Annotated in this window: 17 protein-coding genes; 8 read left to right on the forward strand and 9 right to left on the reverse strand. The window is 58.1% G+C overall.

The window, feature by feature from the left end:
• Positions 1-23: 23 nt before the first annotated feature.
• The 5 genes from OKC42_RS16935 to OKC42_RS16955 all read right to left on the reverse strand — a co-directional run bounded on the left by OKC42_RS16935 (position 24) and on the right by OKC42_RS16955 (position 6,777).
• On the reverse strand, positions 24-1,421 hold the full coding sequence (locus OKC42_RS16935; protein WP_047436211.1) for a peptide MFS transporter: 1,398 nt from the start codon (positions 1,419-1,421) through the stop codon (positions 24-26).
• Positions 1,422-1,634: 213 nt separating this feature from the next.
• Complete coding sequence (gene galU, locus OKC42_RS16940) at positions 1,635-2,546, reverse strand: UTP--glucose-1-phosphate uridylyltransferase GalU (protein ID WP_139405564.1); 912 nt, start codon at positions 2,544-2,546, stop codon at positions 1,635-1,637.
• A gap of 95 nt (positions 2,547-2,641) precedes the next feature.
• Entirely contained in the window at positions 2,642-2,962 is a 321-nt protein-coding gene (locus OKC42_RS16945) for a ComEA family DNA-binding protein (RefSeq protein WP_115521677.1), read from the reverse strand.
• Between the two features lie 377 nt (positions 2,963-3,339).
• Entirely contained in the window at positions 3,340-5,520 is a 2,181-nt protein-coding gene (gene pta / locus OKC42_RS16950) for a phosphate acetyltransferase (RefSeq protein ID WP_005339119.1), read from the reverse strand.
• Positions 5,521-5,574: 54 nt separating this feature from the next.
• On the reverse strand, positions 5,575-6,777 hold the full coding sequence (locus tag OKC42_RS16955) for an acetate kinase (RefSeq protein ID WP_005349210.1): 1,203 nt from the start codon (positions 6,775-6,777) through the stop codon (positions 5,575-5,577).
• 304 nt (positions 6,778-7,081) lie between these two features.
• Here OKC42_RS16955 and yfbV point away from each other — a divergent pair, with 304 nt between their 5' ends.
• On the forward strand, positions 7,082-7,522 hold the full coding sequence (gene yfbV / locus OKC42_RS16960; protein WP_005339116.1) for a terminus macrodomain insulation protein YfbV: 441 nt from the start codon (positions 7,082-7,084) through the stop codon (positions 7,520-7,522).
• A gap of 59 nt (positions 7,523-7,581) precedes the next feature.
• Here the strand turns inward: yfbV and OKC42_RS16965 are convergent, their stop codons facing one another.
• The 3 genes from OKC42_RS16965 to OKC42_RS16975 form a co-directional block, all read right to left on the reverse strand.
• Entirely contained in the window at positions 7,582-8,082 is a 501-nt protein-coding gene (locus OKC42_RS16965; protein ID WP_019446223.1) for a YfbU family protein, read from the reverse strand.
• A 163-nt stretch (positions 8,083-8,245) separates the two neighbouring features.
• Complete coding sequence (gene bcp / locus OKC42_RS16970; protein ID WP_005358255.1) at positions 8,246-8,710, reverse strand: thioredoxin-dependent thiol peroxidase; 465 nt, start codon at positions 8,708-8,710, stop codon at positions 8,246-8,248.
• A gap of 24 nt (positions 8,711-8,734) precedes the next feature.
• Positions 8,735-9,268 carry a glycine cleavage system protein R gene (locus OKC42_RS16975; protein ID WP_064337273.1) on the reverse strand — a complete coding sequence of 178 codons (534 nt, stop codon included), beginning with the start codon at positions 9,266-9,268 and terminating at the stop codon, positions 8,735-8,737.
• 205 nt (positions 9,269-9,473) lie between these two features.
• Between OKC42_RS16975 and dapA the strand changes: the two genes are divergently transcribed.
• The 3 genes from dapA (at position 9,474) to OKC42_RS16990 (ending at position 12,752) form a co-directional block, all read left to right on the forward strand.
• Positions 9,474-10,361 (forward strand): 4-hydroxy-tetrahydrodipicolinate synthase, encoded by an 888-nt coding sequence (gene dapA / locus OKC42_RS16980; protein ID WP_257687172.1) that lies wholly within the window; start codon positions 9,474-9,476, stop codon positions 10,359-10,361.
• Positions 10,354-11,481 carry an outer membrane protein assembly factor BamC gene (gene bamC, locus OKC42_RS16985; RefSeq protein WP_005349235.1) on the forward strand — a complete coding sequence of 376 codons (1,128 nt, stop codon included), beginning with the start codon at positions 10,354-10,356 and terminating at the stop codon, positions 11,479-11,481. Before dapA ends, bamC begins: the two co-directional genes overlap by 8 nt.
• Before the next feature lie 167 nt (positions 11,482-11,648).
• Positions 11,649-12,752, forward strand: coding sequence for a phosphoribosylaminoimidazolesuccinocarboxamide synthase (locus OKC42_RS16990; RefSeq protein WP_162506306.1), 1,104 nt, complete (start codon positions 11,649-11,651; stop codon positions 12,750-12,752).
• Between the two features lie 128 nt (positions 12,753-12,880).
• Here the strand turns inward: OKC42_RS16990 and OKC42_RS16995 are convergent, their stop codons facing one another.
• Entirely contained in the window at positions 12,881-13,483 is a 603-nt protein-coding gene (locus tag OKC42_RS16995) for a short chain dehydrogenase (protein WP_257687173.1), read from the reverse strand.
• A 97-nt stretch (positions 13,484-13,580) separates the two neighbouring features.
• Here OKC42_RS16995 and OKC42_RS17000 point away from each other — a divergent pair, with 97 nt between their 5' ends.
• The 4 genes from OKC42_RS17000 to OKC42_RS17015 all read left to right on the forward strand — a co-directional run bounded on the left by OKC42_RS17000 (position 13,581) and on the right by OKC42_RS17015 (position 16,502).
• On the forward strand, positions 13,581-14,480 hold the full coding sequence (locus OKC42_RS17000) for a LysR family transcriptional regulator (RefSeq protein WP_257687200.1): 900 nt from the start codon (positions 13,581-13,583) through the stop codon (positions 14,478-14,480).
• Between the two features lie 71 nt (positions 14,481-14,551).
• The gene (locus tag OKC42_RS17005) at positions 14,552-15,193 is read left to right on the forward strand and encodes a DUF2057 domain-containing protein (RefSeq protein WP_270820314.1); all 642 of its coding nucleotides are present in this window, start codon (positions 14,552-14,554) and stop codon (positions 15,191-15,193) included.
• A gap of 74 nt (positions 15,194-15,267) precedes the next feature.
• Positions 15,268-15,714, forward strand: coding sequence for an HIT domain-containing protein (locus OKC42_RS17010; RefSeq protein ID WP_040065025.1), 447 nt, complete (start codon positions 15,268-15,270; stop codon positions 15,712-15,714).
• 89 nt (positions 15,715-15,803) lie between these two features.
• Positions 15,804-16,502 carry a DUF3334 family protein gene (locus tag OKC42_RS17015; RefSeq protein ID WP_005339098.1) on the forward strand — a complete coding sequence of 233 codons (699 nt, stop codon included), beginning with the start codon at positions 15,804-15,806 and terminating at the stop codon, positions 16,500-16,502.
• The last annotated feature ends 4 nt before the right edge of the window (positions 16,503-16,506 follow it).

Genomic DNA, 16,506 nt, shown 5'->3' on the forward strand with positions numbered 1-16,506 from the left:
TTGTTGTTTACAATCCTGACCGTTTAGACGGTGGCGGAGTGCAGTTTCTTCTCTTGAGCTTGCGGCTCTTTGGCCGGGCCTTCGGCACCGTGCATCCAGTAAACCAGGCGGTTGGCCATGGTCAGGAGGATCAGTGCGCTAAGTACTGCAGCCAGGGCGATGCCACCGAAGATGGCGATCGGGCCGGCTTCACCCACGAAGGAGCCGATAAAGCCCGCAGCGTAGTTGGCCAGGGCAACGAAGCCAAACCAGGCACCCATCATCAGGGAAGCCAGACGCAGCGGAGCCAGTTTGGTCACCATGGAGAGGCCGATCGGGGAGAGGCAGAGCTCGCCCAGGGTGTGGAACAGGTATGCGCCAACCAGCCAGAACATGGAGGTCTTGACGGTGTTGTCACCACCCTGCTGCAGCACGGCACCGACCATGAACAGGAAGCCGATAGCCAGGAACAGCAGACCCATGGCGAATTTCACCGGAGAGTTCGGCTCTTTCTTGCCGAGCTTGATCCAGATGGCCGCAACGACCGGTGCCAGTGTGATAATGAAGAAGGGGTTCAGGGACTGGAACCAGGCGGTCGGCACTTCGAAGCTGCCGATCATGCGGTCGGTATACTCCTGGGTGTAGAGGTTCATCAGACCACCGGCCTGCTCGAAACCGGCCCAGAAGATGATGGTGAACAGACCCAGTACCAGGATAACCTTGATGCGATCCACTTCCTGCTTGGTTAGCGGTGCTTTCTGCTCGGTAGTACGCAGGGCGGCTGCGCGCTGGGCGGCAGTGACGCGACCGATGTCACCCAGGAAACGCTGGGCCATGGTAGCCTGGATCACCAGAGAGAGCAGCATACCGATACCGGCGCCGACGAAGGCAGCTTGCCAGCCGTAGGCGGTGGCTGCAGCACCACAGATCACGCCTGCCAGCAGGGAACCCAGGTTGATACCCATGTAGAAGATGGTGAAAGCACCATCACGGCGGTGATCGCCCTCTTCATAGAGGTCACCCACCATGGTGGAGATGTTCGGTTTGAACAGGCCGTTACCCACGATCAGCAGCGCGAGGCCCGCGTAGAACATGGTGTTGACCATATCCGGGAACATGGCGTGGGGCAGTGCCAGAGTGAACTGACCTGCGGCCATCAGCACGGCACCGATCAGGATGGCGCGACGTTGACCCAGGAAGGTGTCAGCCAGCCAGCCGCCGATCAGCGGAGTGATATAAACCAGACCGGTATAGATACCGTAGAGTTTGAGGGCATCTGCCTGACTCCAGCCCAGACCGCCGTTGGCAGTCAGGTCGGTCAGATAGAGCACCAGCACGGCACGCATGCCGTAATAGGAGAATCTCTCCCACAGTTCGGTACTAAAGAGCAAAAAAAGCCCTTTAGGGTGACCTAAAAAGGTCCCTTTTGACGGGTTATTCATTGGAACTTCCACCTGTGTCTTATATTTTTTTGAGTTTTTTATGCAAGGGCGAGAAACACGCCTCAATCCTTATAGAGCATGTGTGAATAAATTACAACATTATGATTTGCTGAGAGTTTATTTACTCTTGATTGATTTTTTGTTGCAAAAATGAAAAAGGAGCATCATTTGATGCCCCTTAAATACGTCTATAAAAAACAGATTTATCAGCGATTACAACTGCTTGACGAACTGCTTCAGCCAGCCGATGAATTCACCATTCAGCTCGTGATGGCGCACACCATATTCCACATTGGCTTTCATGTAGCCCAGCTTGCTGCCGCAATCGTGGCTCTTGCCCTTCATGAAGTAGGCGTTGACCTGCTCCTGCTCCATCAGCATGGCGATGGCGTCAGTCAGCTGGATCTCGTCACCGGCACCGGCCGGGGTCTTCTCCAGCAGCGGCCAGATATTGGAGGAGAGGACGTAACGACCCACCACCGCCAGATTGGAGGGGGCTTCGTCACGGGGCGGCTTCTCGACAATGGCCTGCATCGGCAGAGACATCCCCTCGCTCAGGGCCTCGCCCTTGATGTCGGCGATGCCGTACTTGTCCACTTCGCTCTCGGGAACCGCTTCCACCATGATCTGGCTGATCTGGTTCTCTTCGTACATGTGCACCATCTCGGCCAGGTTGTCCTGCTTGGGGTTGCTGGCAACGTCGTCGATCAGCACATCCGGCAGCAGCACGGCAAACGGGTTGTCACCGATCAGCGGGCGGGCGCAGAGCACCGCGTGGCCCAGACCTTTGGCCTCACCCTGGCGGACGTGCATGATAGTGACGTCTTTCGGGCAGATCTGTTGCACCTCTTCCAGCAGCTGACGCTTGACTCGCTTCTCGAGGGTCGCTTCCAGTTCGAAACTCTTGTCGAAGTGGTTTTCGATGGAGTTCTTGCTCGAGTGGGTGACCAGCACGATCTCTTTGATACCGGCGGCGATGGCTTCGCGCACTACGTACTGGATCAGCGGTTTGTCGACCACCGGCAACATCTCTTTCGGGATGGCCTTGGTGGCTGGCAGCATACGGGTACCCAGACCGGCTACCGGGAGCACGGCCTTACGAACAACAAGAGGAGTCTTTTTCATGGAAAACTATCCAGCGGGATTAAAGTGCGGCAATCATACCCCAAGAAAAATGGGGCAGCCACAGGCTGCCCCATTTGCAACTGATCCATTCGACTTTATTTGACTATTATCATGTCCCTGTTGGCTTCCAGCGTGGCCGGGCCAATGCCATTGACATCCGCCAGCTGATCGACCGAGGTGAACTTTCCCTGTTTTTCCCGATAGTCGACGATGGCTTGTGCCTTCTTGTCGCCAATCCCTTTCAGGCTGGTGAGTTCGGCAAGGGTGGCCGTATTGATGTTCAGCTTGCCGGACTCCTTGGCGACCTCGGCTGTGGTTGTTTGCTTGGGCGCTGCCTTATCTACGGCCAGCACAGGTTGGCTGAACAGGGGCAAGCAGGCCAGCAGCATGACTGCAGAGAGCTTCTTCATCAGCATTTCCATTCCTCCATGATGTGGATATTGCCGAGTGGCACATTGATGAATAGCGTATCAAACGGGTCTTTTTCACTGCTATTTCTAACAGGTCAAATCCTCATGCCGATGGCGAAATATTTGCTATAAGCGCTCAGCTATAAATGCCCTCATATATCTAAGCGTATGATCTTGAATCTATTTTAGATGCATCTTTAAGGTGGCGGACACGCTTTCCCGCAGAGTTACGCTCGAGACATTTCTTGCACATCACATGGCATTATTCTACATAACACTGTGCTGATGGCATGTTTCACTGGTCTTCAAAAAAGAACCAATAAAAAAGGCTGCTCACCTGGGGTGAGCAGCCTTTGTGATCGTTTTTTTCAGACAGGCACTGATTAGGCTTGTTCGTCAGCCTGGGCAGCCTGGATACCGGTCAGGGCGATGGTGTAGACGATGTCGTCAACCAGGGCGCCACGGGAGAGGTCGTTGACCGGCTTGCGCATGCCTTGCAGCATCGGGCCGATGGAGACCAGGTCAGCGGAACGCTGCACCGCTTTGTAAGTGGTGTTACCGGTGTTCAGGTCCGGGAAGACGAACACGGTAGCTTTACCGGCAACCGGTGAGTTCGGTGCCTTGGACTTGGCCACGTTCTCCATGATGGCCGCGTCGTACTGCAGCGGGCCGTCGATGATGAGGTCGGGGCGCTTGGCCTTGGCCAGCTCGGTCGCTTCACGCACTTTCTCTACATCGGCACCGGCGCCTGAGGTACCGGTGGAGTAGGAGATCATGGCGACGCGCGGCTCGATGCCGAACGCGGCTGCGGAGTCGGCGGACTGGATAGCGATCTCGGCCAGCTGCTCGGCAGTCGGATCCGGGTTGATCGCGCAGTCACCGTAGACCAGCACCTGGTCAGGCAGCAGCATGAAGAAGATGGAGGAGATCAGGGAAGAGCCCGGAGCGGTCTTGATGATCTGCATCGGCGGACGGATGGTGTTGGCAGTGGTGTGTACCGCGCCGGATACCAGGCCGTCAACTTCATTGCGCTCCAGCATCATGGTACCCAGTACCACGTTGTCTTCCAGCTGCTCGCGAGCAACCACTTCGGTCATGCCCTTGTTCTTGCGCAGCTCGACCAGACGCGGCACATAGCGCTCGCGCACAACGGCCGGATCGATGATCTCGACGCGATCGGTCAGTACCACACCCTGCTGTTCGGCAACGCGACGGATCTCTTCCGGGTTACCCAGCAGCACCGGACGGGCAATGCCACGCTCGGCACAGATGGCGGCAGCCTTGATGGTGCGCGGCTCGTCGCCTTCCGGCAGCACGACACGCTTGTTGGCCTGACGGGCCAGCTCGGTCAGCTGATAACGGAATGCCGGCGGGCTCAGACGACGTGAACGGGTAGAGCTGACGGTCAGCGACTCGATCCAGTGCTTGTCGATGTGGCCAGCCACATAGTCCTGCACCAGCTCGATACGCTCGCGGTCATCTTCCGGAATATCGACGTTGAAGTTCTGCAGGCTGACGGCGGTCTGCCAGGTGTTGGTGCCGGTCATCATGATCGGCAGGCCGGTGGCCATGGCCTGTTGGCACAGCGCCATTACCTGCGGCTCCGGATGATAGTTACCGGTCAGCAGCAGGGCGCCCAGCTTGACGCCGTTCATGGCGGAGAGGCAGGCGGAGACGATGACGTCGGAGCGGTCGCCGGAGGTGACCAGCAGGCTACCCGGACGGAAGTGCTCAACCATGTTGTGGATGGAGCGGGCGCAGAAGGTCACGGTCTGCAGGCGACGGCTGTCCAGCTCACCCTTGTGCAGGATCTTGGCAGCCAGATGCTTGGCAAGATCCTTGGCGCGCGGGGCGATCAGCTGGGTGTTCCAGGGGATGCAACCCAGGATGCGCAGCGGGCTCTTGCCGAATACTTGCAGCACTTCCAGGTTGTGAGCTGCGTCAGAAGCGTGGTGATGGGCTTCGAACATCTCGGTCAGGTCAGGGCGGGTTACGCCATGCTCGTCAACCGGCGCGCCAACCTTGTTGATCACGCAGCCAACGATACGGGGGTTGTTGACACCACCGAAGTTGGAGCAGGCCAACTCGATGCGCTCTTTCAGCTTCTGGCTAGAGTCATGGCCCGGGTGGGTCACGAATACCATGTCAGCATCCAGCGCCTTGGCGACGTCGTAGTTCAGCTTGTTGGCAAAGGGCTGCTTGTCGGTCGGCACCATACCTTCGACAACCAGCACTTCGGCACCACTGGATTTCACGTGCTCTTCGAAGCGGGCAACGATCTCTTCCAGCAGGATGTCGGTGTTGCTGGAGCTGATCATGTTCTCGGCGTAGGAGAGGGTGAACGGCTCGGGCGGGTTGATGTTGGCAGCAGCGCGGATAACGGCGGTTGAGCGCTCGGCACCGGTTTCACCCGGACGCGGCTGGGCAACCGGTTTGAAGAAGCTGACATTGACACCGTGACGCTCCATGGCGCGAACAACGCCCAGACTCACGGAAGTTACGCCGACACCAGTGCCGACCGGGATAAGCATAATAGTGCGTGCCACTTTATACCCCTTGTTCATTTTTTGGGATCAGGAAAAGGCCGCCCTGTGGGCGGCCTCGAGTTACTGCGTCAATTAAGCGCCGACCAGTTCCAGCGCGTCGTGGGCGATAACCCACTCTTCGTTGGTCGGGATTACCAGAGCCTTGGTAGAACCAGCCTTGGTGATCTCGCCACCCTTGCCGAAACGAGCCTTCAGGTTGGCGTCGTGATCGACGTCAAAGCCCAGCAGACCCAGCTTGTTCAGGGTGATTTCACGGATCGGGGCGGAGTTTTCACCGATACCACCGGTGAAAACAACGGCGTCCAGACGACCGTCCATGGCGGCAGCGTAGGCGCCGATGTACTTGGCCAGGCGATAGCAGTAAACGTCCATAGCACGCTTGGCTTCTTCTTTGCTGTCGTAGTTGTCTTCAACGAAACGGCAGTCGGAGGTCACTTCAGTCAGACCCTGCAGGCCGGACTCTTTGGTCAGCATGGTGTTGATATCGGCCACGCTCATGCCCAGCTTGTCGTGCAGGAAGAAGATGATGGCCGGGTCCAGATCACCGGAACGGGTACCCATCACCAGACCTTCCAGCGGAGTCAGGCCCATTGAGGTATCAACGGATTTGCCGTTCTTGATGGCGCAGACGGAACCGCCGTTGCCCAGGTGGCAGTTGATGATGTTCAGCTCTTCAACCGGCTTGTTCAGCTGCTTGGCAGCTTCCAGGCTGATGTAGTAGTGGCTGGTGCCGTGGGCTCCGTAGCGACGGATGCCGTTCTCTTTGTAGAGCTTGTACGGCAGGGCGTACAGGAAGGCTTCTTCCGGCATGGTCTGGTGGAACGCGGTATCGAATACGGCCACGTTCTTGTCAGCCAGCGCCGGGAATACGCGGCGAGCTTCACGGATACCGATCAGGTGAGCCGGGTTGTGCAGGGGGGCGTACGGAACAGCAGCTTCGATGCCGGCAATCACGTCTTCGCAGATGACAACGGAAGAGGTGAAGCGCTCGCCACCGTGAACAACACGGTGACCGATGGCGATCAGGTTCTTGGACAGTTCCGGATTGAGCGGCAGGATCTTGTTGACGATGAAGTCCAGCGCTTCCTGGTGAGCGGCACCCGCGCCCAGATCGGCACTGCCTTTCTCGCCATTCAGTTTCCACTTGATGCGGGCATCGTCGAGGTTGAAGCACTCGGCCAGGCCGGACAGCAGGTCATCACCGGTGGTTGCGTCAATGACGGCAAACTTCAGGGAAGAGCTGCCACAGTTAAGAACAAGAACCAGCTTACTCATGAATAAATCCTATCGCAGATTGGGTTGTGTAGGCGGATGCGTTGGACGCGGTGCGGCCAAAAACTTTCAACTTATCCTTATGAGGGTTGGCAATCTGTTGCTTGCCCCTTGTATAGTGATACAAGACCCGAAATCCAGACGTCCCTGACAGGTCAATAGCAAGACGCTTTTGACGCAAAAATGGGCGTACAAAGGATAACCCGATTGTTGAAAAATAACAAAGTCATCCTCAACCTTTGTTACTTTGCATCAAATTTTGTCGAGGTTTTGCCGTTAGTACGTTCAAAAAGCGCTCGGAGGTAGTATGAGCATGAACATTTTTGGAACTAAGTTACAGCAAGGCCGCCATTATATGACGCTTTGGCCGCGCCGTCCCGAGCTCAATTCGATGTTTCCTGAAAATCGGGTGATCAAGGCGACCGAGTTCGCCCTCAAGGTGATCCCCGCGCTGGCGGTGTTGAGCGTGATGCTGCAGTTCCAGTTTGGCGAGCTTCACTACTGGCCCTCTGTCATCACTTCCGTGCTGTTTCTGCTCAGTTTGCCGCTGCAAGGTTACTACTGGCTCGGTCAGCGTGCCGACACCCGATTGCCCCCGTCGTTGGCTAGCTGGTATCGGGAGATCAACGGCAAGATGAACGAGCAGGGTGGCCGCCGTCAGCTGGTGTCTCAGCCACGCTATGAAGAGCTGGCCGATACCCTCAAGGCCGCATTCCAGCAGCTCGATAAATCCTTTCTCTACGAATAACCCGTTTCAGATGCAAAAAGGCGCCAGTGGCGCCTTTTTTGTTGCGATTGGTGTGCGGATCAGGCTGCCAGTACCTTGCGGATCTCCTGGATGGAGAGCTTGTACTGACGAGGGCACTGACGCCATACAGTCAGCATCCGCTGGTATTTGTCGCGCATGGCGATGTCGCTGGAGAGCTCGTCGCACGGGCACTTGAGCTCGGGGAAGCGCTTGTCCACCTCCAGCAGGAAGCAGACGTAGTCGGCCAGCTCACGCTCCTGGCTGCGGCTGTAGCCGTTGAACTCCAGCCGGCTGGCGTTGATCTCGCCCTGATCGGCGGCATCCAGATTGCCCCATGAGATGGCCAGTGCGTGGTGCAGCTCCAGGGTGTCGATTACCTCCTGGCAGGTCGCCAGATCCAGATGGCCGAAGCTCTTCTCCAGCTCGAGGATCTGCAGGCAGTAGCCACGCTCGATGATGGTGCTGGCGCGCTGGTAGACGTCCGCTTTCTCCGGATTGAGTTTCGCCAGAATTTCGTACTGGTTGCTCAGGATCAAACGCTCAGTGTTGCTCATGTTCATGGGATATCTCGCTGGAAGATGATTCTGGGGTCACGTTAACCCATATATAAAATGAATTTTTTGATCTGGGCGGGGGAGTTGGTGAGAAAAATCCGTTGGCAAGGGGCGGTTGACCAGACAAAAAAGGCCTGCATGGCAGACCTTTCAATGACGCAGGGGAGGGTTACCCCTTGAGGAAATCCAGTACCACCTGATGGTGATCGCTGGTTTTGAACTTGTCGAAGTGGTGGGCAATCTTGCCCTCTTCGTCGATCAGGAAGCTCTGACGGTGAATGCCGTCATACTCTTTGCCCATGAACTTCTTCGGGCCCCAGACGCCAAAGGCATCCGCGACGGCGTGGTCCTCATCGGCCAGCAGAGTGAAGTTGAGTTGGTCCCGCTCTTCGAACTTTTTCAGCCGTTTGGCCGGGTCCGGGCTGATGCCAAGCACCACCACATTGAGGGCGGCCAACTCGGCGTTCACATCGCGCAGGCTGCAGGCCTGGGTGGTGCAGCCGGGGGTCATCGCCTTGGGGTAGAAATAGACCAGCACCTTCTTGCCGCGCAGGCCAGCGAGGCTGACCTGATTGCCATTCTGGTCGGGCAGGGAGAAATCGGGGGCGGGGCTGCCAGCTTGTAGTGGTTGCATGGGGTCTCCTCGGGTAAAACGCCCTCAGGCGTGTTTGCGATTGACGATAAACTCGAACGATTCGGCACCCAGTTGACGACAGAATTCGGCGAAGGCGGTTTGCGAACCTTCCACTTCACCCTCTCTGGCCAGATTGAGCTGAAAACTGATCTTCAGCAGGTTGAACGGCTGCTGCTCCAGGGTCATGGATTGCATCGCCTGAATGTTCCAGCCATGTTCGCTGAAGAACTGGGTGCACTGGCTTACGATGCCGGGCTCGTCGCGGATCAACAGGTCGGCACTGGCGCGGATGTCATACTGCAGGGACTGGTGGCGTTCGGTGCGTTTCATCATGGTGATGAGATCCCACTCCTGGCTACGCAGGGGCAGGCTGATTTCGAGTTGCATCATGCTGTTCCAGTCGCCCGAGAGCAGCATGATAAAGGTAAATTCATTGCCGAAGATGCCAAGGCGGCTGTCCACAATGTTGCAACCACAGCCACTGACGTGGCGGGTCACTTCATTGACGATGCCAGGCCTGTCCGTGCCGATGGCCGTTACGACCAGGTAGTGAGTCATAAATCTTCTCTCGTCCGTTATTTCGTTGCGAAAGCCGCGCTGGCAAGCCAACCCTCCGGCCCTGATGACCACTCCCTGAGGGACGTTGCCGACTTTCGTCCATTACTTTTTGTTCCGGATGATATCACGGCTTGCCCCCTCTCTCCCTTGTTTTTCAAAGGGGTCAGCTTTACCATTACGCCCCTGAAAATCGGGAGAAAAGTCCATGTTACGCGGTAGTATTGTTGCGCTCGTTACCCCCATGCTGGTTTCAGGTGAAGTCGATTGGGCCAGTCTGGCCAAACTGGTCGACTATCATGTCAGCGCCGGGACCAGTGCCATTGTTGCGGTGGGTACCACAGGGGAATCGGTGACCCTGAGCGAGCAGGAGCATATCGCCGTCGTTGAAAAGACCGTTGAGTATGCCGTCGGACGCATTCCCGTCATCGCCGGTTGCGGCTCCAACAATACTGCCCATGCCATTGAATTGGCAAAGCGACTGGCCAAAACCGGCGTGGTGGCGGGTCTCTCGGTGACTCCTTACTACAACAAGCCCACTCAGGAAGGTCTCTATCGCCACTATTGTGCGATCGCCGAGGCTAGTGGTCTGCCCCAAATTCTTTATAATGTGCCCGGTCGCACCTGTTGCGATCTCAAACCGGAGACCGTGGCCCGTCTGGCCAAGGTTCCCGGCATTATCGGTTTGAAAGAGGCAACCGGCGATTTGAGCCGCACCCCGCTGCTGCGCGAGCTGTGCGGGCCGGAGTTTGCTCTCTACAGTGGCGACGATGCCACTGGTTGTGATTTTATGCTGCAAGGTGGCGATGGCGTGATTTCGGTCACCACCAATATTGCAGCGGCCCAGATGGCCGACATGTGTCGTGCTGCGCTGGCCGGTGATGCCGGGCAGGCGCATGACATCAACAATCTCTTGATGCCGTTGCACAAGACTCTGTTCTGCGAACCGAGCCCCACCCCGGTGAAATGGGCCTGTGCCCAACTGGGGTTGATTGCAACAGCCACCTTGCGCCTGCCGCTGGTTGACCTCACCCCCGAGGGCGAACAGCTGATGGCGCGAGCACTGACCACAGCGGAGTTGATGGCGAGTGTTTAAATCTAATGGAAAGGGAAATAGAGCCCGTCTGGTGCTGAGCGTTGCGACTGTGGCCGTCTTGGCCGGTTGCAGCACCCCCCAGGATCGCAAAATGGCCAACCGCGACTTCGGTTATGAAGATGCCCGCCTCGAGGGCCGCGCGTTCTTGATCCCCGCAGGATTGAGTGCCCCCACCTTCAACAGCCAGTACGATATCCCGCCGCTTCCCGAGAGCAGCCGTGAAGGTGCCCTCGGCGCCCAGGTCGATGTGCGCCCACCCGCTCAGCTGCTGACCGTGGTACCGGGTAGTCAGGTCGTGCAGAGCGCAACCGAACCGACCGTTGCCTTCTATGCCCTGAGCACCAGCCAGAGCGTGGAGCGCGATACCTGGTCGTTCCTGATGAACTTCCTGGCCAAATACAAGGTCACCACCGAGAAGCTGGATCAGCAGGATGGCGTATTGCAGACCGGCTGGTTTGACAACACAGTCGCCCTCGATGGCTGGGGCGAAGATGACGAAGACTTCAAAATTCGTCAGCGTTACCAGTTCACCGTACGCAACGATGCCCAGCGCCACGCCGTCAACATGTCGGTCCGGGTACTGGATCACGAAGAGACCATCGACGGCGAGACCAGCAACAAGCTGACCCCAGCCGATGCCCAGCGCTATGCCGCGCGAGTGCTGAACCAGTTCTCGCTCTATTACGACAGCCAGCTGAAAGCCCGCGAGCAGCACAAGTCCAACGATGGCATGGGTCTGCAACTGGGTCTGGACAACAACGAGCTGAGCGCCTGGATTGCCGAAGGCTCCTTTGATCAGGTGTGGCGTCGCCTCAACCAGGTACTGCCCGCTTATGGTTTCACCATCAAGGATACCCAGCAGTCTCTGGGCTGGATCGACGTCGAGTACGAAGAGCCGGGTGCCGAGTTCTGGAAGGCGAAAGGGAGCGAGCCGTTCAAACTGGAGGAGGAGAAATACCGCTTCCAGCTTGGCGAAATGGCGGGAGGCAAGACCTCCATCACCCTGTTCGACAAGGACAAGAAGCCGGTATCGTCCGGGGTTATCTCCCAGATGTATATCAGCCTGTCCGAGGCGTTCGCCAAGGGGCTGGCCGATCAGGCAGCAGCAAAAGCAGAATAAATACAGGGGCCTTGTGCCCCTGTTTTGTTATCAAAATCCCCCTGAAAACGCGGGGATTCCGAGCGGTTTTCGATGATGCGAGCCCCCTTGCCAGCCCGTTGCAAACAGAGCGCGCAGGTGAGTAACTCGCGATGTTTACCCCCCACAAACAGGAAGTGTTATTAGCCATGAGTCTTGCAGATCAAGTATTGGCGGTGAATGACGATTTGCCGATCCGTACCGATAAACCTGTCCATTCCGGCAAAGTGCGCAGCGTCTACTGGTTGACCCCCGAAGACAGTGCCCGGCTCATAAAAGAGAAAGGCTATGATGTGCCGGCCGATGCGCCTCTCGCCCTCATGGTGATCAGCGATCGCATCTCGGCCTTCGATTGCATCTGGCAAGGTGTGGATGGCCTGAACGGCGTGCCGGGCAAAGGGGCGGCGCTCAACGCCATCTCCAGCCACTGGTTCAAGCTGTTCAAGGAGAAGGGACTGGCCGACAGCCACATTCTGGATATTCCGCACCCCTTCGTCTGGATCGTGCAAAAAGCCCGTCCGGTGATGATCGAGGCGATTGCCCGCCAGTACATCACCGGCTCCATGTGGCGTGCCTACAAGGATGGCGAGCGCGAGTTCTGCGGCATCACCCTGCCGGAAGGGCTGAAAAAGGATCAGAAACTGCCGGAGATCCTCATCACTCCCTCCACCAAGGGCGTGCTGAAAGGGCTGGATGGCGTGCCGGAAGCCGATGACGTCAACGTCTCCCGTGCCGATATCGAGCGCCATTATAAGGGCTTTAACTTCAGCAAACCGGCCGACATCGACCGCTACGAAGTGCTGCTCAAAGAGGGCTTCAACGTCATCAGCGACGCGCTGGCCGGGCTGGATCAGATCTTCGTCGATACCAAGTTCGAGTTTGGTTACGTCCACGATGCGGCGGGCAACGAGAAGCTGATCTACATGGATGAAGTGGGCACCCCCGACAGCTCCCGTATCTGGGATGGCGCGGCCCTGCGCGACGGTCAGATTGTCGAGAAGTCCAAAGAGGGTTTCCGTCAGTGGCTGCTCAACCACTTCCCGGATCCGGACATCCTGCTCAACAAGAACCGCATGCCGGAACGTTTTGCCCTGGCCCGCGACAACAAGCTGCCGACCGAAGTGATGATGGATATCTCCAACACCTATGTCGGGATCGCCGAGAAGATAATCGGCCACAAGTTGGCGCGTTCTGCCAATCCCAAGCAGGAGATCATCGAGGTGCTGCGTGAGCAGTACGGTCTGATCGACTAAGGGTTGCTCTCTTTTTTTGTCGCCAACAAACAAACGTTTGCTGATAGTGAGGGATATAGGCAGAGAAACAGACGGGCCCCATTGCGGGGCCCGTTTTTATTACTGGTCTGGCGGCAAGCGAGCGGCGATCAGCCGTTGACCCTGAACACCTGACCGGTCTGGATGCCCAACACCGACTTCTTGTAAGCCTGCGCCACCTTGGCGGCTGGCACCGGCACGAACCCCGGGAAGAAGTCGGCGTATTTGTCCATCGACTCCGCCAGCACGGTGGGGCTCACCACGTTGATGCGCAGGCCTCGTGGCAGCTCGCAGGCGGCCGCTTTCACAAAGTGATCGATGGCGCCGTTGACTGTGCTGGTGCTCACGCCCCAGTTGATCGGCTCCTCGCTCAGGATGCCGCTGATCAAAGTGATGGAACCCTTGTCAGTCAGATAGGGAATGGCGGCTCGGGTCAGGTTGATCTGGCCCATCAGCTTGCTCTCCAGTCCCACCTGCCACTGCTCGTCGGTCATCTCGGTCAGGCCGTTGAAGGCCACGCTGCCGCTGGCGACAACCAGTGCATCAAACTGGCCCACCTGGGCAAACAGCGCCTTGATGGAGGCGGGATCACGCATGTCGACCGTGGCATCGCCACGACTGTGGCCGACCCGGATCACCTGATGATCTTTGGCAAGCAGTTCACTGACCGCGGAGCCGACGGTGCCGGAGGCACCCACAATCACAATTTTCATCTGCATCACTCCTGGTTGGGATGGATCGATTCTAGCGCAACAGAAAATGCGAAAAAGCGCGTAAAATAAACCAATTGTTTCCATATTGGAGCTAATGATGGATATCGCCCATCTGGCCAGCTTTTATGAGGTGGTGCTGCGCGGCAGTTTCTCGGCCGCTGCCGATACGCTGGGAGTGAGTAAGGGGATGCTGAGCCGCCACGTCAGCGCGCTGGAGGCCTCCCTCAATGCACAACTGTTGCAGCGCACCACCCGCCGCCTCAGTCTGACCGAGGCGGGCAAGACCCTCTACCAGCAGGCGGGGGAGATCTTCGCGCTGGCGCGGCAAGCGGAGCAGGATATTCAGGCGCTGACCGAAGAGGATGGCGGACGGCTGCGCTTTACCTGCCCGGTCAGCACCGGCGACCGCATGGTGAGCGAACTGCTGACCAGCTTTGCCGCGCTCTGTCCGGGAGTGGAGGTGGAACTCAATTTCACCAACCAGATGGTCGACATGAGTCAGGGAGAAAACGACATCGCCCTGCGCGCCATGAGCGAGGTGCCGGACAATCTGGTGGCCCTGCCGCTGGGGCGGCTCAAGGATGTGGTGGTGGCGAGCCCCGCACTGGTGGCGCGAGAGGGGCGTCCTGCCACTCCCTATGAGCTGAGCGGGCGCAGCTGCCTGTTGCAGGGGCACAATCCGGCCTGGGAGCAGTGGCACTTTATCTGTGAGGGTGAAGAGGCCCACATTCTGGTGCAGGGCAAGGTGCGGGCCAACCATTACAGTACCGTGTTGCAATTGGCGCGCGCCGGTATGGGCTATGCCAAGTGCCCGCTGATGCTGGTGGAATCGCTGCTGACGGCAGGGGAGCTGGTGACCGTGCTCGACGAGTGGCAGAGCGGCCTGCATCAGCTCCATGTGCTGCACGCCCAGCAGCGACGGGTGCCGCGCAAGATCCGGCTGTTCAAGCAGGTGTTGGCCCAGTGGTTTGCCGAGCGACCCCACTACCTGCTCTGAGCGGCGTTATTTTTCTGTCATCTTCGGCTGCTACCCTGCGCCCATCATCGGCATCAGGAAGATCAGCGGGAATGAAGAACAATAGAGGGTTGACCGGTTTTGTACTGCTCTGTGCAGTCTTGGGGGCCGGCAGTGTACAGGCCATGGTGGACGTGAAGGTGCCGGAGAATTTCCGCATCCTCGCGGTGAGCAACGGCACCTTGCAGGATGAGCAGCATGCCACCCTGGCGGATGGCGAACAGCAACTGCTGGTGCGCTTCGAGGGGGTGATCCCCAGTCGCAGCAGCAGCGAGAATGATCGGCAGGTACGTTCCGAGCCGCAGGTGGTGCGCTATCAGGGCAGCAATCAGCATTTGCAGCTGACGGCCAGCGTACCGGGAGACGAGCGGGGGATGCAGGCCTATGCCAAGGATCCGGTGGTGGCGCTGCAGGAGAATGGCCGCGCGCTTGCCATCCAGCAGGATGTGCTGGTGACCAGTGGCATGCTGCTTGGGGTGGATTGGAATGGCAAACTGGCTGAATACAACCGCAGCGGCGGCAAGGCGGCGCTGACGGCCGTCGCTGTGACTACACAACCAACCGCTACGCTCTCCGGTGGGGCGCAACCCGTTGTGGCTGCCAGCGAGCTGGAAGGGCAGTTGCAGCAGTTGTTCCTCCAGGCAGACCCGGCCCTGCGCAAGCGCTTTATCGGTTGGGCCGTGCCACAGCTTTAAGTTTTCTGCCCGTTGCAGTAACGTGGACACTCCTTTTTTCAGGCGCTCTGTTCATCGTACTCAACGAGGTTTTCATGTTTGAATTGCATTCACGCCTGCAGGCAGATACCCGGTGGCTCGGGGATCTGCCCCTCTGCCGTGTCTTGCTGGCCAAAGACAGCCAGTATCCCTGGCTGATCCTGGTACCGCGAGTAGCCAACCTGCGGGAAATTCACCATCTGGCGCCGGAGCAGCAGCAACAGCTGATGCAGGAGTCCTGCGCCGTCGCCGCCCTGATGGAACAGGCCCTCAGCCCGGACAAGATCAACATCGGCGCGCTGGGCAATCTGGTGCCGCAACTCCATCTTCACCATGTAGCCCGCTTTGTGACGGATCGCGCCTGGCCAGGCCCCATCTGGGGCGCTCATCCGGTCGTGCCTTATGAGCCACAAGTTTTGGCACAGCAGGCCGATATATGGCGTGCCCGGCTCGCCAAGCTGAGCGGTTTCACCCCTGTGGCTGCTGATAATGGAGTCAACTGAGAGGCGTGTCGCTATTTCAGTCTCCGGGCCGCGCCATCTGTTAGAGTTATGGTATAGATAAGCCCATTTTCGATGTTCAGGAAGGTCCCATGATAGTGACAAGATCCGATGACGATGCCGTATTGACCACAGAGGATGTGCTGCTCAGCCTGTGCAACTCGGTGACGGACGTTTTGAGTGCCGCGACCATGAGTCAGGTGCGGTTTTCCGGCATGGTGCAGCGGATCAGCAAGACCTGCCTCAAGCCGGATATCGGCTGCTTCGTGCTGTTCGATGGCGGTTTTTCCGGTCTGGTGGTGATCAACTTCTCCGCCGCCGCCGCCATGGAGCTGTACGAGAGCTACATGCTGAGCATGGGGCTCTCCAAGGAGGATCTCGCCATCTCCCACACCTCTGACGAGGTGAGCAACGTGATGGGCGAGCTGATGAACCAGATCGTCGGCAGCTTCACCGTCAAGGTGGGTCGGGATCTGCAGACCCACATCACCCAGAACCAGCCGAAGATGCTGGCCCTCAACAAGCAGGTAATGCTGAGCGTCGATACCAATCTCGACAGCCCGGAGTCCCGCCGCGTTACCTTCTTCACCGCCCGCAACAACATCTTCTATCTGGAGCTGGCGATGGACAAAACCGAGTTCATCCGCATCCACAATGAGGGGATGGAGCACGAGGAGCTGGATCCCGATGCGCTGATCGCCCAGGCCAAGCAGGATGCCGCCAAGCCGGCTCAGGCTGCGGCCCCGGTTGCCAACGATCACGACGATCTGCTCGACTCTCTGGGTATCTGAAGCA

The sequence above is a fragment of the Aeromonas sp. Y311-2 genome (assembly GCF_027706025.1).
GTDB lineage: Bacteria > Pseudomonadota > Gammaproteobacteria > Enterobacterales > Aeromonadaceae > Aeromonas > Aeromonas veronii.

Excerpts from the sequence above, each read along its gene's own strand:
- OKC42_RS17010 (WP_040065025.1), top strand. The coding sequence starts at position 15,268 with ATGTTTGAATTGCATTCACGCCTGCAGGCAGATACCCGGTGGCTCGGG.
- bcp (WP_005358255.1), bottom strand. The coding sequence starts at position 8,710 with ATGCAACCACTACAAGCTGGCAGCCCCGCCCCCGATTTCTCCCTGCCC.
- OKC42_RS16995 (WP_257687173.1), bottom strand. The coding sequence starts at position 13,483 with ATGAAAATTGTGATTGTGGGTGCCTCCGGCACCGTCGGCTCCGCGGTC.
- OKC42_RS17005 (WP_270820314.1), top strand. The coding sequence starts at position 14,552 with ATGAAGAACAATAGAGGGTTGACCGGTTTTGTACTGCTCTGTGCAGTC.
- OKC42_RS16990 (WP_162506306.1), top strand. The coding sequence starts at position 11,649 with ATGAGTCTTGCAGATCAAGTATTGGCGGTGAATGACGATTTGCCGATC.
- yfbV (WP_005339116.1), top strand. The coding sequence starts at position 7,082 with ATGAGCATGAACATTTTTGGAACTAAGTTACAGCAAGGCCGCCATTAT.
- OKC42_RS16955 (WP_005349210.1), bottom strand. The coding sequence starts at position 6,777 with ATGAGTAAGCTGGTTCTTGTTCTTAACTGTGGCAGCTCTTCCCTGAAG.
- galU (WP_139405564.1), bottom strand. The coding sequence starts at position 2,546 with ATGAAAAAGACTCCTCTTGTTGTTCGTAAGGCCGTGCTCCCGGTAGCC.
- OKC42_RS16945 (WP_115521677.1), bottom strand. The coding sequence starts at position 2,962 with ATGCTGATGAAGAAGCTCTCTGCAGTCATGCTGCTGGCCTGCTTGCCC.
- OKC42_RS17015 (WP_005339098.1), top strand. The coding sequence starts at position 15,804 with ATGATAGTGACAAGATCCGATGACGATGCCGTATTGACCACAGAGGAT.
- OKC42_RS17000 (WP_257687200.1), top strand. The coding sequence starts at position 13,581 with ATGGATATCGCCCATCTGGCCAGCTTTTATGAGGTGGTGCTGCGCGGC.
- OKC42_RS16965 (WP_019446223.1), bottom strand. The coding sequence starts at position 8,082 with ATGAACATGAGCAACACTGAGCGTTTGATCCTGAGCAACCAGTACGAA.
- OKC42_RS16935 (WP_047436211.1), bottom strand. The coding sequence starts at position 1,421 with ATGAATAACCCGTCAAAAGGGACCTTTTTAGGTCACCCTAAAGGGCTT.
- pta (WP_005339119.1), bottom strand. The coding sequence starts at position 5,520 with ATGAACAAGGGGTATAAAGTGGCACGCACTATTATGCTTATCCCGGTC.
- OKC42_RS16975 (WP_064337273.1), bottom strand. The coding sequence starts at position 9,268 with ATGACTCACTACCTGGTCGTAACGGCCATCGGCACGGACAGGCCTGGC.
- dapA (WP_257687172.1), top strand. The coding sequence starts at position 9,474 with ATGTTACGCGGTAGTATTGTTGCGCTCGTTACCCCCATGCTGGTTTCA.